Origin of the sequence: Pseudomonas tohonis (assembly GCF_012767755.2) — a bacterium.
Lineage (GTDB): Bacteria > Pseudomonadota > Gammaproteobacteria > Pseudomonadales > Pseudomonadaceae > Metapseudomonas > Metapseudomonas tohonis.
In genome coordinates, this window is sequence record NZ_AP023189.1 from 6,702,215 (window position 1) to 6,716,538 (window position 14,324).

The 14,324-nt window shown below is 68.2% G+C and carries 12 protein-coding genes; 4 read left to right on the top strand and 8 right to left on the bottom strand.

The window, feature by feature from the left end; translation table 11 throughout:
* Positions 1-3: 3 nt before the first annotated feature.
* Entirely contained in the window at positions 4-1,419 is a 1,416-nt protein-coding gene (locus HSX14_RS30480) for an acetyl-CoA carboxylase biotin carboxylase subunit (protein ID WP_173178173.1), read from the bottom strand.
* Positions 1,420-1,620: 201 nt separating this feature from the next.
* Here HSX14_RS30480 and HSX14_RS30485 point away from each other — a divergent pair, with 201 nt between their 5' ends.
* Positions 1,621-2,568: a LysR family transcriptional regulator gene (locus HSX14_RS30485; RefSeq protein ID WP_111259375.1), complete on the top strand. Its 948-nt coding sequence runs from the start codon at positions 1,621-1,623 to the stop codon at positions 2,566-2,568.
* Here HSX14_RS30485 and HSX14_RS30490 read toward each other — a convergent pair.
* From HSX14_RS30490 to HSX14_RS30510, 5 genes are all read right to left on the bottom strand, one after another.
* Positions 2,510-2,734, bottom strand: a complete 225-nt coding sequence (locus HSX14_RS30490) for a PA3496 family putative envelope integrity protein (RefSeq protein WP_173178172.1) — start codon at positions 2,732-2,734, stop codon at positions 2,510-2,512. The genes HSX14_RS30485 and HSX14_RS30490 overlap by 59 nt on opposite strands.
* A gap of 112 nt (positions 2,735-2,846) precedes the next feature.
* Positions 2,847-4,136, bottom strand: a complete 1,290-nt coding sequence (locus HSX14_RS30495) for an NAD(P)/FAD-dependent oxidoreductase (protein WP_173178171.1) — start codon at positions 4,134-4,136, stop codon at positions 2,847-2,849.
* Entirely contained in the window at positions 4,133-4,876 is a 744-nt protein-coding gene (locus HSX14_RS30500; RefSeq protein WP_173178170.1) for an amino acid ABC transporter ATP-binding protein, read from the bottom strand. Before HSX14_RS30500 ends, HSX14_RS30495 begins: the two co-directional genes overlap by 4 nt.
* Positions 4,873-5,529 (bottom strand): amino acid ABC transporter permease, encoded by a 657-nt coding sequence (locus HSX14_RS30505; protein WP_173178169.1) that lies wholly within the window; start codon positions 5,527-5,529, stop codon positions 4,873-4,875. The genes HSX14_RS30500 and HSX14_RS30505 overlap by 4 nt, the downstream gene beginning before the upstream one ends.
* A 61-nt stretch (positions 5,530-5,590) precedes the next feature.
* On the bottom strand, positions 5,591-6,349 hold the full coding sequence (locus HSX14_RS30510; RefSeq protein WP_173178168.1) for an ABC transporter substrate-binding protein: 759 nt from the start codon (positions 6,347-6,349) through the stop codon (positions 5,591-5,593).
* 172 nt (positions 6,350-6,521) lie between these two features.
* Between HSX14_RS30510 and HSX14_RS30515 the strand changes: the two genes are divergently transcribed.
* Complete coding sequence (locus HSX14_RS30515; RefSeq protein WP_173178167.1) at positions 6,522-7,298, top strand: IclR family transcriptional regulator; 777 nt, start codon at positions 6,522-6,524, stop codon at positions 7,296-7,298.
* A 33-nt stretch (positions 7,299-7,331) separates the two neighbouring features.
* Here the strand turns inward: HSX14_RS30515 and hexR are convergent, their stop codons facing one another.
* A complete protein-coding gene (hexR, locus tag HSX14_RS30520) occupies positions 7,332-8,198 on the bottom strand; it encodes a transcriptional regulator HexR (RefSeq protein WP_111259177.1) in 867 nt (288 codons plus the stop codon).
* Between the two features lie 173 nt (positions 8,199-8,371).
* Between hexR and zwf the strand changes: the two genes are divergently transcribed.
* Entirely contained in the window at positions 8,372-9,793 is a 1,422-nt protein-coding gene (gene zwf, locus HSX14_RS30525; protein ID WP_228723657.1) for a glucose-6-phosphate dehydrogenase, read from the top strand.
* A gap of 253 nt (positions 9,794-10,046) precedes the next feature.
* Positions 10,047-11,405 (top strand): prephenate-dependent tRNA uridine(34) hydroxylase TrhP, encoded by a 1,359-nt coding sequence (gene trhP / locus HSX14_RS30530; protein ID WP_173178165.1) that lies wholly within the window; start codon positions 10,047-10,049, stop codon positions 11,403-11,405.
* On the opposite strand, the gene HSX14_RS30535 is transcribed toward trhP, so the two are convergent.
* Positions 11,374-14,259, bottom strand: coding sequence for an EAL domain-containing protein (locus HSX14_RS30535; protein WP_173178164.1), 2,886 nt, complete (start codon positions 14,257-14,259; stop codon positions 11,374-11,376). The genes trhP and HSX14_RS30535 overlap by 32 nt on opposite strands.
* Positions 14,260-14,324: the final 65 nt, after the last annotated feature.

The following is a 14,324-nucleotide window of genomic DNA, read 5'->3' on the forward strand; positions in this document are numbered from 1 at the left end:
CCCTTACAGGCCCGCGTGGGCGGCAATGGCGGTCGCGATGGCGATGGCCAGGTGCGACGGGTTGCGCTTGATCGAATACTGGGTCAGCTCCGGGTGGCTCTCGACGAAGCTGGTGTTGAACTGGCCGCTGCGGAACTCGGGATCGCGGAGGATCTCCTGGTAATAGGCGGCGGTGGTCTTGACCCCCTGCACGCGCATGTCGTCGAGCGCACGCAGGCCGCGGTCCAGCGCCTCCTCCCAGGTCAGCGCCCAGACGATCAGCTTCAGGCACATGGAGTCGTAGAAGGGCGGGATGGTGTAACCGGTGTAGATCGCCGTGTCGGTCCGCACGCCGGGGCCGCCGGGGGCGTAGTAGCGGGTGATCTTGCCGAACGAGGGCAGGAAGTTGTTCTTCGGGTCCTCGGCGTTGATGCGGAACTGCAGGGCGAAACCGCGATGGATGATGTCTTCCTGCTTGACCGAGAGCGGCAGGCCGGAGGCGATGCGGATCTGCTCGCGGACGATGTCGATGCCGGTGATTTCCTCGGTGATGGTGTGTTCCACCTGCACCCGGGTGTTCATCTCCATGAAGTACACCTCGCCCTCGGCGAGCAGGAACTCCACGGTGCCGGCGTTCTCGTAGCCCACCGCCTTGGCGGCGCGCACGGAGAGGTCGCCGATGTAGGCGCGCTGCTCGGGGGTGAGCTGCGGGCTGGGGGCGATCTCGATGAGCTTCTGGTTGCGGCGCTGGATCGAGCAGTCACGCTCGAACAGGTGCACGGTGTTGCCGAAGCTGTCGGCCAGCACCTGGGCTTCGATGTGCTTGGGGTTGACGATGCATTTTTCCAGGAACACCTCGGCGGAGCCGAAGGCCTTGGTCGCCTCGGAGATCACCCGGGGGTAGGCCTGCTCCAGTTCCTCGCGGCTGTTGCAGCGGCGGATGCCGCGACCGCCACCGCCGGAGGTGGCCTTGAGCATCACCGGGTAGCCGATGCGCTCGCCTTCGCGCAGGGCCTCCGCGAGGTCCGCCACGTTGCCTTCGGTGCCCGGGGTGACCGGCACGCCGGCCTTGATCATGCTGCGGCGGGCTTCGGTCTTGTCGCCCATGCGGCGGATGACTTCCGCCGACGGGCCGATGAAGCGGATGCCACGCTCGGCGCAGATATCGGCCAGCTCGGCGTTCTCGGAGAGGAAGCCGTAGCCGGGGTGCAGCGCGTCGCAACCGGTCTCCACGGCCAGGTTCACCAGCTTGCGCGGGTTGAGGTAGCCGGCCAGCGGGTCCGCGCCGATGCTGTGGGCCTCGTCGGCACGCTTGACGTGCAGGGCGTGGCGGTCGGCGTCGGAGTAGACGGCCACCGAGCGGATGCCCATCTCGGCGCAGGCGCGCACGATGCGGACGGCGATCTCACCCCGGTTGGCGATGAGGATTTTCTTGATCACGAGCGTTCCCTCGACCAAGTGGGCAGGCGAACGGCAGGCCGTTCGGCGAGTGACCGCCGGTGCTGTAGCGGTGCGTGATTAACCTACGCCCAGCCCTGGGATAACCCAAATCAATAATTATTGGGGTATCCATTAGGAAAGCCTTATAGTCGGCGCCGCGATCCCCCTTTTCCGAGGCTTCCACCTATGCGCAAGACCCTGCTGCGCATGACGCTGCGCCAGCTCCAGGTGTTCCGTGCCGTATTCGAGAGCCGCTCGTACAGCCGAGCGGCGGAAGAGATGGCGCTGACCCAGCCGGCCGTCAGCCTGCAGATCCGCCAGCTCGAGGAGCTGGTGGGCCAGCCCTTGTTCGAATACGTCGGCAAGAAGCTCTACCAGACCGATGCCGCCGAGGCGCTGTACGTGGCCAGCAGCGACATCTTCCAGCGCCTGGCCAGCCTCGACATGCAGCTCTCGGACCTGCAGGGCTCGCTGCAGGGCCAGCTCAACCTGGCGGTGGAATCCAGCGCCAAGTACTTCGTGCCGCACCTGTTCGCCGCCTTCAAGCAGCACCATCCGGACGTCAGCCTGCACCTGACGGTGGTCAACCGCGCCCAGGTGATCAAGCGCCTGGCGGACAACCGCGACGACCTGGTGATCATGTCCCTGGTGCCCCAGGACATGGCCCTGGAGTTCCTGCCGTTCCTCAACAACCCGATCATCGCCGTGGCGCCGCCGGATCACCCGCTGTGCCACGCGCGCAGCCTGACGCTGAAGGACCTGGAGCCCTTCCCGCTGCTGATCCGCGAAGCCGGCTCGGGCACCCGCAAGGCCTGCGAGGAATACTTCCAGCAGAAGCGCGCGCACTTCGCCCAGACCCAGGAAGTCGCCTCCTTGGATGCCCTGCGCGAATGCGTGGTGGCCGGGCTCGGCCTGGGCCTGCTGCCCCGCCACGCGGTCAGCCTGGAGCTGGCCACCGGCGTGCTGCGCGAGCTGCCGGTGGAGGAGTTGCCCCTCTACCGCAGCTGGTGCGTGGTCCACGCCAAGGGCAAGCGGCTGTCACCGGTCGCCCAGGCGTTGATGGCCTTTATCCGCGAAGAACGCGCCCAGATCAGCACGCTTTCCCAGAGGTTCGACGGCGCTCTGCCGTTGACGACAACAGGTAGTTGATCGCGATCAGGTCGGGGTAGCCATCCAGATCCGCCAGCAGGCGGCGCTGTTCGGCACGCTCCTCGATGGCGCGGCGGAACTGCATCCGGCGCTGGTCTTCGAGCTTGCGCCGGGTCTTGCTGTCGATGGCCGGCTCGTCAAAACGCTGTGCATGGTGTCGAGGCATGTCAGGTCTCCCAGGACGAAGTGCGGGGAGCACCAGCATCGGCCAGCGGCATGACGCTTTGAGGACAGGGTCGTGAAACTCCGATGACCGTCCTGCGACAGCCACCGGCCGTTCAGAGCAGGGCGTCGAGCAGGCGGTACCAGGCGATCCCCGCGCCCAGGTAGAGGCGCTGCAGGCCGTGCAGGGGGATGCGCCGCACCGGCGTGATCGGGAAGGGGAAGTCCCCGCCCTGCCCCGCCAGGCGCGCCGCCATGTGCCGCCCCAGGCAGGTGGCCAGGGCGATGCCGCGACCGTTGTAGCCCAGCAGCATCGACAGCCCCGGCGCCGGTTCGTGGACATGGGGCAGGAAGTCCTGGGTCAGCGCCACGCGCCCGCTCCAGCGGTATTCGATGGGCACCCCGGCGAGCTGCGGGAAGAGCCCGGTGAGCGAGCGCTCCAGATGCGCCCAGTCGGCGGCCTCACGCGGCTCCGGGAAGGGCCCGCGCCCGCCCAGCAGGAGCCGCCCCTGGGCGTCCTGCTTGAAATACAGCAGCAGGCGCCGCGCATCCGAACAGACCTCGCCGCCCGGCAGCACGCTGTGGCGCAGGTGCGCCGGCAACGGCTGGGTGGCGACGATGAAGCTGTTGGCGGCGATCAGCGTCTGCCGCAGGCCGGGCCAGAGGTCATCGGTGTAGCCGTTGCCTGCCAGCAGCACGCGCTCGGCGCTGATGCTCGCGCCACGGGCTGTGGATAACTGCCAGCGCGACCCTTCGCGGCGCAGCCCGGTGACCCGGCTGTGGCCATGGATCGCCGCGCCCCGCTGCACCGCCGCCCGCGCCAGCCCACGGGCGTAGCTCAGGGGCTGGACACTGCCGGCACGCGGGTCGACCCAGGCACCGAGGTAGTTGACGCTGCCGATGCGCCGGGCGACGGCCGGCTCGTCCAGCAGCTCCACCTCGACGCCGCGCGCGCGCCACTGCCCGGCGCGCTGCTCCAGGCCGCGCATGGCCACGGTCGAGGCGGCCGGCTGGATCCAGCCCTTGCGGGTGGCGTCGCAATCGATGCCGAGCCGCTCGATCAGCGCGAACACCTCGTCGGCGGCACCGCCGGCGGCCTGGATCATCGCCTCGCCACGGGCCACGCCGAACTTGGCGATCAGTTGCTCGGGGTCGAACTTGAGGCCGGGGATCACCTGCCCGCCGTTGCGCCCGGAGGCGCCCCAGCCGGGTTCGCCGGCGTCCAGCACGCAAACGCCGATGCCCGCCTCGGCCAGGTGCAGCGCTGCGACCAGCCCGGTGTAGCCGGCACCGACGATGGCGACATCGACCTGCCGGTCTTCCTCCAGCGCCGGCGTGGCGATGCCGGGCGTGGCAGTGGCGGCCCAGAGCGAGGACGGCAGCGCGGGCGCGAGGGGCGCGTTCATGCCGGCACCTCGCCGCTGTTCAGCAGGCGCTTGAGGAAGTCCTGGGTGCGCGGGTGGCTCGGCGCGCTCAGCACCTCGCGGGCCGGGCCCTGTTCGACGATGCGACCGCTGTGGAGGAAGCAGACCTTGTCAGCCACATCGCGGGCGAAGCCCATCTCGTGGGTGACCACGATCATGGTCATGCCTTCGTCGGCGAGGCGCCGCATCACCGCCAGCACCTCGCCCACCAGCTCGGGGTCCAGGGCGGACGTGGGCTCGTCGAAGAGGATCGCCCTGGGCTTCATCGCCAGGGCGCGGGCGATGGCCACGCGCTGTTGCTGGCCGCCGGAGAGCTCGTCCGGGTAGGCGTTCATGCGATGCGCGAGGCCGACCTTCTCCAGCAGCGCCTCGGCCTGGCGGCGGGCTTCGCGGGGGTCTTCCTTCTTCACGTAGACCGGCCCCTCCATCACGTTTTCCACAGCCGTGCGATGGGGGAACAGGTTGAAGCGCTGGAACACCATGGCCACCTGGGTGCGGATCTCATGGATGCTGTCGTGGTGGCGGTTCACCGGCTGGCCGCTGACCAGGATCTCGCCCCGGTCGTGGGTCTCCAGGCCGTTGATGCACCGCAGCAGGGTGGACTTGCCGGAGCCCGAGGGGCCGATCAGGCAGACCACCTCGCCACTCTCGATGCTCAGGTCGATGCCTTCGAGCACCGCCAGGCTGCCGAAGCTCTTGTGCAGCTGCTTGATCTCGATCATGCCTTGCTCCTCTTGCCGATTCGGGCTTCCAGCCGGCGCAGGCCGTAGGACAGCGGCAGGCTCAGCGCCAGGTAGAGCAGCGCCACCAGGGTGTAGACGGTCATGTTCTCGAAGGTCGAGGAGGCGATCAGCTGGCCGGCGCGGGTCATCTCGGCCACGGTGATGGTGGAGACCAGCGAGGAGTCCTTGAGCATCATCACCAGGGTGTTGCCGTAGGGCGGCAGGGCGATGCGGAAGGCCTGGGGCAGCACCACCCGGCGCATCACCATGGCACCGCGCATGCCGAGGGACTCGGCCGCCTCGATCTGCCCCTGGTGGATGGCCTGGATGCCGGCGCGGAAATTCTCCGCCTGGTAGGCCGAATAGGCGATGCCCAGGCCGATGACGCCGGCCTGGAAGGCGCTGAGCTGGATACCGAAATCCGGCAGCACGAAATAGATGTAGAAGAGCTGCACGATGATCGGCAGGCCACGGATGACGTTGACCACGCCGATGGCGAACAGCGAGATGGCGCGGACCTTCGACACCATCATCAGGGCGAAGACCAGGCCGATGATGGAACTGAGCAGGAAGGACCCGGCCGTGACCTGCACGGTGATCACCGCCCCTTTCAAGAGAATGGGGAGGAAGTCCAGAGCGTTCTGGAGAAACATGGAGGCTACCCGTGGATGGGTTCAGGGAAAGGCCCGCCACGCCGGCGGGCCGCGAGCGCGGTCAGTCGAGCTTCCACTTCGCGATGATGCGGTCCAGCGAGCCATCGGCCTTGATCGCGGCGATGCCCCTGTTGACCCGTTCCAGGGTCGCGGCATCGCCCTTGCGCACGATCAGGCAGACATCACCCATGATCACCGGCTGGTAGCCCTGCACCAGGCGCACCTTGTCCTGGGTGCCCTGGGCCAGCTGGTAGGCGAGGATCGGGCGGTCGGCGAAGCCGGCCTTGATCCGCCCCAGCGCCAGGTCGCGCATCAGGTCGGCGATGGAGTCGTAGCCGCGCACTTCCTTGAAGATGCCGCGCTTGTTCAGCTCGTCGATGAACACGGTGCCGACCTGGGCGCCCACCACCTCGCCCGAGAGGTCCTCCATGCGCGTGTAGGCGGTGGCGTCGTCGGCCCGGACGATCAGGCCCTCGCCGTAGCTGAACACCGGGTCGGAGTACTGCACCACCTTCTCCCGCGCGGGGGTGCGCAGCATGGCGGCGGAGATGACGTCGATCTTGTTCGCCGTCAGCGAGGGGATCAGGGCGGCGAAGGTGGTCTGCTGGATCTGAACCTCGAAGCCGCCGGCCTTGGCCACGGCCTGGGCGGCATCGACCATCATCCCCTGGATGCTCTGGCTCTTGACGTCGAGGAAGGTGAAGGGCACGCCGGTGGCGGTGGCGCCGACCCGGTAGCTCTCGGCGCTGGCGGCCAAGGACGTGGCGAGGCCGGCGACCAATGCGCAGGCGCAGGTGAGGGCACGAAGGCGAGGAGGCATGGCGAATCTCCCATTGGACGCTGTTTATTGTCGTTGTGCGCTATGGATGGCCTCGGCTGTATCGGCAGGAGGCGTTTTCTCGACTATAAACAATTTACAAGAATCGTAAAGAGATTTATAAATATCGAATATCGATATTCAAAGCAGCAGAAACCCGCTGAAAGGACGCGACATGAGCGATAACAACAATTCACTGTTCAACCAGTCGCTGGAGAAAGGCCTGGCCGTGCTGCGCGCCTTCAACGCCCGGCAACGCACCATGAACCTGGCCGAGGTGGCCGAGGCGGCGGGTATCAACAAGAGTTCGGCGCAACGCATGATCCACACCCTCGAGGAGCTCGGCTACGTGCGCAAGCACCCGCAGACCAAGCGCTTCCAGCTCACGCCCAGGGTGATGGAGATCGGCTACAACTACCTGGCCGCCGACACTCTGGTGGACGTGGCCAACCCCTTCCTCGCCGAACTGGCGCAGATCACCGGGGAAACCACCAACCTCACCGAGCCCGACGGCCTGGAGATGGTCTACGTGGCGCGCTTCGTGGCACCCAAGTTCATCCCCATCCACATGCCCATCGGCAGCCGCATCCCCATGTACTGCACCGGCTCCGGCCGCGCCTACCTGAGCGCCCTGGACGATGACGAAGTGCACGCGGTACTGGCGGCCAGCGAGCTGAAGCGCCACACGCAGCAGACCCTGACCGGCCCGGAGGAAATCTTCGCGCAGATCGAGGCGACCCGGCGCAAGGGCTATGCGATCAACAACGAGGAACTGTTCCTCGGCGACATGACCATCGCCGCGCCCATCCTCGGCAGCCAGGGCCAGCCGGTGGCCGCCGTGCACGTGGTGGCGCCGACCAGCCGCTGGAGCATGGAGGAGGCGGAACGCAAGCTGGCGCCTGCGGTGATCGAGTGCGCGCGGGCGATCCGCACCTCGATCAGGACCCTCTGAGCGCCGCGCGGCGCCCGGGCCGTGGGCGGTCGATCAGTCTTCCATCGCCTTGATCGACTTGGGCGACAGGCGCAGGCTGCGCAAGCTGCGCTTCACGCTCTTGAGGTGGTTGACCAGGCTCGGACCACGGGCCATGGCGACGCCCATCGCCAGCACGTCGATCACCACCAGGTGGGCGATGCGCGAGGTCAGCGGGGTGTAGATCTCGGTGTCTTCCTGCACGTCGATGGCCAGGTTCACCGTGGCCAGGTCCGCCAGCGGCGTCTGGCTCGGGCACAGGGTGATCAGCGTGGCGCCGGCCTCGCGCACCAGGTTGGCGGTGATCAGCAGGTCCTTGGAGCGGCCCGACTGGGAAATGCAGATGGCCACGTCGGTGGGCTTGAGCGTCACCGCCGACATCGCCTGCATGTGCGGGTCGGAATAGGCGGCGGCGGTCAGCAGCAGGCGGAAGAACTTGTGCTGGGCATCGGCCGCCACCGCACCGGAGGCACCGAAGCCGTAGAACTCCACGCGCTGGGCCTGGGCGCAGGCGGCGATGGCGCGTTGCAGGGCCTGGGGGTCGAGCTTCTCGCGCACGTCCATCAGGGTGTGCAGCGTGGTGTCGAAAATCTTCAGGCTGAAGTCGGCGACCGAGTCGTCCTCGTGGATCGCGAACTGGCCGAAGCTCGCGCCGGCAGCGAGGCTCTGCGCCAGTTTCAACTTGAGGTCCTGGAAGCCGCCGCAGCCGATGGCGCGGCAGAAACGCACGATGGTGGGTTCGCTGACGCCGACGCTCTGCGCGAGGTCCGCCATGGAGCTGTGCATGACTGCGGCGGGATCGAGCAGGACGTGGTCGGCGACCTTCAGTTCCGACTTGCGCAGCAGGTGGCGCGACTGGGCGATGTGTTGCAGCAGATTCACAGGGCAGGCTCTTCGAAGTGGGGGATACGCCTCACGGCTCGATCAACGCGTGGGGACAACTCGGTTATGATCGACGGCCGTCGGGCTGTAGTGACCTTGTAGTTATACTACATGACCCGCTTTTCCGCCCAGGTAAACCACGCAGGAGTGCACCCTTGACCCAGCCCTGTGACATGTTGGTCTTCGGCGGTACCGGCGACCTCGCCCTGCACAAGCTGCTCCCGGCGCTCTACCACCTGCATCGCGACGGGCGCCTGCATCCGCAGCTGCGCATCCTCGCCATCGCCCGCAATCCCCTCGACGTCCAGCAGTACCGGGCCCTCGCCGAGCGTCACTGCCGCGCCCAGGTGGCCCGCGCCGACTTCACCAACGAGGCCTGGGCGGGGTTCGCCGCGCGGCTCGACTACTTCGTCATGGACGTCTCCCAGAGCGCCGATTTCGGCCGCCTGGCCCGCCACCTGGGGCCGGGCGAGGATCGTGGCCGCGTCTACTACCTGGCCATCGCCCCGCGGCTGTTCGAGGACATCGCCCGGCACCTGCAGATCGCCGGCCTCGCCGGGCCCCAGGCGCGCATCGTGCTGGAGAAGCCCATCGGCCACTCCCTGGAATCGGCCCTGGCGATCAACGCCGCCATCGGCGCGGTGTTCGACGAGCGCCAGGTGTTCCGCATCGACCACTACCTGGGCAAGGAGACGGTACAGAACCTCATGGCCCTGCGCTTCGCCAACGCCCTGTTCGAGCCGGTGTGGCGCGCCGGGCACATCGACCATGTGCAGATCAGCGTGTGCGAGACCCTGGGCGTGGAGAACCGTGGCAGCTACTACGACCACGCCGGCGCCATGCGCGACATGGTGCAGAACCACCTGCTGCAGCTGCTCTGCCTGGTAGCCATGGAGGCGCCGGTGCGCTTCGACGCCGACGCGGTGCGCACCGAGAAGGTGAAGATCCTCGAGGCCCTCAAGCCCATCTCCGGGCTCGACGTGCAGGACAAGACCGTGCGCGGCCAGTACGGCGCCGGCAAGATCGGCGGCCAGGAAGTGCCCGCCTACTACTTCGAGAAGAACGTCGACAACGACAGCGACACCGAGACCTTCGTCGCCGTGCAGGCGGAGATCGACAACTGGCGCTGGGCCGGCGTGCCCTTCTACCTGCGCACCGGCAAGCGCCTGGCGCGCAAGTACTCGGAGATCGTCATCCAGTTCAAGCCGGTGCCGCACCGCCTGTTCAACGGCGGCGAGGCCAACCGCCTGCTGATCCGCCTGCAGCCCGAGGAGCGCATCAGCCTGCAACTGATGGCCAAGAACCCCGGCAAGGGTATGCGCCTGGAGCCGGTGGAACTGGACCTGAACCTGGCCCAGGCCTTCAGCCAGCGCCGCTGGGACGCCTACGAGCGCCTGCTGCTGGACGTGATCGAGGGCGACTCGACGCTGTTCATGCGCCGCGACGAGGTGGAGGCCGCCTGGCGCTGGGTCGACCCGATCCTCGAAGGCTGGCACGAGTACTACCAGAGCCCACGCAGCTACCCCGCCGGCTCCACCGGCCCCGAGCAGGCCCACAGCCTGCTGGAGCTGCAGGGGCGGGAGTGGAATGACTGAAACGAATGGAGCCGCCTCCAAGAGAGTGGTGGCGGGAGGAAGAGCGGGCGAATGAATTCGCCCCTACAAAAGCGCGGCCGCCCCACCAAGGCACCGAAGCCCCGTAGGTTGGCGCCGAGCGCAGCGAGGCCCAACGCAGCGAAATCCATCCCTTCGAGAACGAATTCGCCCCGCACCAGCATTGCTCCAGCGCAATACCCACCGAAGGCGGCTTGCCTAGAATCCGCGATTTTTCGCGCAACGAGCCCCGCCCATGTCCAGCCGCCAAGCCCCCGAACTGCTCTGCCCCGCCGGCACCCTCAAGGCCATGCGCCATGCCTTCGCCTACGGCGCCGATGCCGTGTACGCCGGGCAGCCGCGCTACAGCCTGCGGGTGCGCAACAACGAGTTCGACCACGCGACCCTGGCCGCGGGCATCGCCGAGGCCCACGCCCAGGGCAAGCGCTTCTACGTGGTGGTCAACATCGCGCCGCACAACGCCAAGCTCAGGACCTTCCTCAAGGACCTGGCCCCGGTGGTGGCGATGGCGCCGGACGCGCTGATCATGTCCGACCCGGGGCTGATCATGCTGGTGCGCGAGCACTTCCCGCAGATGCCGGTGCATCTCTCGGTGCAGGCCAACACGGTGAACTGGGCGAGCGTGAGGTTCTGGCAGGCCCAGGGGCTGACCCGGGTGATCCTGTCCCGCGAGCTGTCGTTGGAGGAGATCGACGAGATCCGCCGCGAGGTGCCGGAGATGGAGCTGGAGGTGTTCGTCCACGGTGCGCTGTGCATGGCCTACTCCGGCCGCTGCCTGCTGTCCGGCTACATCAACCACCGCGACCCCAACCAGGGCACCTGCACCAATGCCTGCCGCTGGCAGTACAAGGCCGGCGAGGCCCGCGAGGACTCGCTCGGCGACCTGGTGCACCGCTGCACGCCGCAGCCGACCCTGGGCGAGGGCGCACCCAGCGAACGCCTGTTCCTGCTGGAGGACGGCAGCCGCCCGGGCGAATACATGCCCGCCTTCGAGGACGAGCATGGCACCTACATCATGAATTCCAGGGACCTGCGCGCCGTGCAGCACGTGGGCCGCCTGCTGGAGATGGGCGTGCACTCGCTGAAGATCGAGGGCCGCACCAAGTCGCACTTCTACGTGGCGCGCACCGCCCAGGCCTACCGCCAGGCCATCGACGACGCCCTCGCCGGTCGTCCCTTCGAGCCGCGCCTGCTGGAGCGCCTGGACTCCCTGGCCAACCGCGGCTACACCGAGGGCTTTTTGCGGCGCCACACCCACGACCACTACCAGAACTACGAGCACGGCAGCTCGCGGCCCTCGCGCCAGCAGTTCGTCGGCGAGCTGACCGGCGCGCGCCGGGGCGAGCTGGCGCAAGTGCGGGTGAAGAACCGCTTCGAGGTGGGTGATCGCCTGGAACTGATGACCCCGTCGGGCAACCTGGGCTTCATCCTCCATGGCCTGGAGACCGAGGCCGGCGAGCGCCGGGATGTCGCGCCCGGCGACGGCCACGTGCTCTACATCCCGCTGCCCGCCGACCTCGACCTGGAGTACGCCCTGCTGCTGCGCGACCTGCCGGAGGCGGTCAGCGCCACAGCGCCGTCGCCTGCTCCTTGAGCAGCGCGGCGAACACCGGCGCCTCCACCGGCGGGCTGATCAGGTAGCCCTGGATCTCGTCGCAGCCCTGGGTCTTGAGGAAGTCCATCTGCGCCTGGGTCTCCACGCCCTCGGCCACCACTTTGAGTTCCAGGCCGTGGGCCATGGCGATGATGGCGCGGGTGATGGCGGCGTCCTCGCCCCCGGAGGACAGGTCGCGGATGAAGGTCTGGTCGATCTTCACGTAGTCCACCGGGAAGCGCTTGAGGTAGCTCAGGGACGAGTAGCCGGTGCCGAAGTCGTCGATCGCCAGCTTCACCCCCAGCTCGCGCAGCTGGCGGAAGGTGGCGATGACGTGCTCGACGTTCTCCAGCAGGTGGCTCTCGGTCAGCTCCAGCTCCAGCAGCCGCGGCGACAGGCCGGTCTCGTCGAGCACCTGGCGCACCAGGCTGGTGAGGTTGCCCTGGCGCAGCTGGTGGCCGGAGAGGTTCACCGAGACGCGGATGTCCGCCAGCCCCTGGCGCTGCCACTCGCGCGCTTGCAGGCAGGCCTGGCGCAGCACGAACTCGCCGATGGGCGCGATCAGCCCGGTTTCCTCGGCCAGGCCGATGAAGTCCCCCGGCGGCACCAGCCCCAGTTGCGGATGGCGCCAGCGCACCAGCGCCTCGGCGGCGTTGAGGCTGTCGTCGGCCAGGCACAGCTTGGGCTGATAGAAGACCTCCAGCTGGCCTTCCTCGATGGCCTTGCGCAGCTGGGTCTCCATCTGCAGGCGTTCGAGGGTGCAGGCCTGGAGGTTGTCGGTGAAGAACTGGAAGGTGTTGCCGCCCAGGTGCTTGGCGTGCTGCATGGCCATGTTGGCCTGGCTGATCAGGGTGGAGATCTCGCGGGCGTTGTCCGGCAGCAGGCTGATGCCCAGGGAGGCGCTGACCACCAGTTCCTCGCCGCCCACCGTCATCGGCGTGCGCAGCTTGGTCAGCAGGCGGCTGGCGGTGCGCGCCAGGCTGGAGAGGCTGCCGTAGGAGTCGAGAATCACCGCGAATTCGTCGCCGGACAGCCGGGCGATGGTGTCCGCCTCGGGCGCGGCCTGGGCCAGGCGCCGGCTCATCTGCCGCAGCAGCTGGTCGGCCACTTCATGGCCGAGGCTGTCGTTGAGCACCTTGAAGCGATCCAGGTCGATGTGCAGCAGGGCCAGGCCGCGGCCGCTCTGGCGCGCGCGCTGGCTGGCCTCGTGCAGGCGGTCCTTGAACAGGGTGCGGTTGGCCAGGCCGGTGAGTTCGTCGTAGTGCGAGAGGTAGCGCAGGCGCTCCTCGGCATCGCGGCGTGCGGAGAGGTCGGCGAAGAAGCCGACGATGTGGCTGGCGTTGCCCCGGGCGTCGCGCACCACGTTGAGCTGCAGCCACTGCGGGTAGAGCTCGCCGTTCTTGCGGGTGTCCACCAGTTCGCCCTGCCAGCTGCCGCTCTGCTCCAGCTCCTGGCGGATCAGGTGGTACTGGCGGCGGCTCTCGCGGGTGCTGTTGATTTCCACCACCGTGCGGCCGAGCACCTCGTCGCGGCGGTAGCCGGTGACTTCGCTGAAGGCCTGGTTGACCGCCAGCAGTCGGTATTCCGGGTCGAGGATGACGATGCCCTCGCTGGCCGCCTCGAAGACCATGGCCGAGAGGCGCTGCTGCTCCTCGGCCTGCTTGCGCTCGGTGACGTCGCGGCGGGTGCCGAGCATGCGCAGCACCTTGCCCTGCTCGTCACGCTCCACCACGCGGCCGCGGTCCTCGACCCAGAGCCAGCGGCCGTCGCTGTGGCGCACCCGGTAGTCGATGGCGTAGCCGTCGCTGCGGCCCTTGAGGTGGTCGACCAGGGCCCGGCGCAGCAGCGGCAGGTCGTCCGGGTGCAGGCGCGGCTTGAGGTCGCTGAGCACGCGGGTGACGTCGTCCATCTCGATGCCGAAGATCTCCCGCAGGTGCGAGTGGTGCACCTCGTCGGTCTCCAGGTTCCAGTCCCACAGCCCCAGCTCGCTGGCCTCCAGGGCCAGGGCCAGGCGCGCCTCGCTCTTGGCCAGGGCGTGGCTGGCGTCGGCCAGTTCCAGGGTGCGCTGGGCGACGCGGATCTCCAGGTCGTTGTGGGCGGCGCGCAGCTCGCGCTCGGCGCGCCGGCGCTGCTCCACTTCCCGCGCCAGCTCGCTGTTGAGCCCCTCGGCGCGGACCTTGGCATGCTCCAGGTTGTCGATCAGCGCCTGGTTGTGGAAGCGCTGGATCAGGCTGCGCTGCACCAGGCGGTTGACCTGCCAGGCCACCACCATCAGCGCGGCCAGGAGGATCAGGCTGAGCAGGCCCCAGCCACGCTGCAACGGCTCGCCGCTGGCCAGCAGCCAGGACACGGTGGGCACCAGGCACGGCAGGGCGAAGGTGAGGAAGGCCTGCAGGCTCACCGCATAGGCGACGCTGGCGGAGAGGATGGCGGCGGCGATCAGGCCATAGACCAGCGCCTGCTGCAGGAAGGCATCGCCCGGCACCAGGAAGATCACCGGGAAGGCCAGGGTCAGGCCGGAGGCGGCGGCACCGAGAAGGAAAGTGTGGTGCCACTGGGGCTGGGCCTGACGCGAGGGCAGCGCGGCCTTGAAGGCGGCCACCTGGGTCAGGCGCAGCACCGCCAGCAGCACCAGCCACACCAGCCAGCCGCCCAGCAGCAGGCCGTTGGCGGGCTCCCACAGCAGGTAGGCGCAGGCCAGGCCGTTGAGCAGCATGAATAGAGTGGGGGTTTGCGAGCCCTGATAGAGCAGGCGCGTGCGCTCCACGGCCAGGTCCGTTGCGAAGTGCTGGCTGAGGGCGCGGCTGTCGCCGCCGGGCAGGTCGATCTGGGCTTCGTTGGGTGTCGCGGTCATAGGCGATTTTCTTGTAATGGTTGCCTAGGCGTCGGCGGAGCTTACCCGAGCGGAACGTGCCGCCA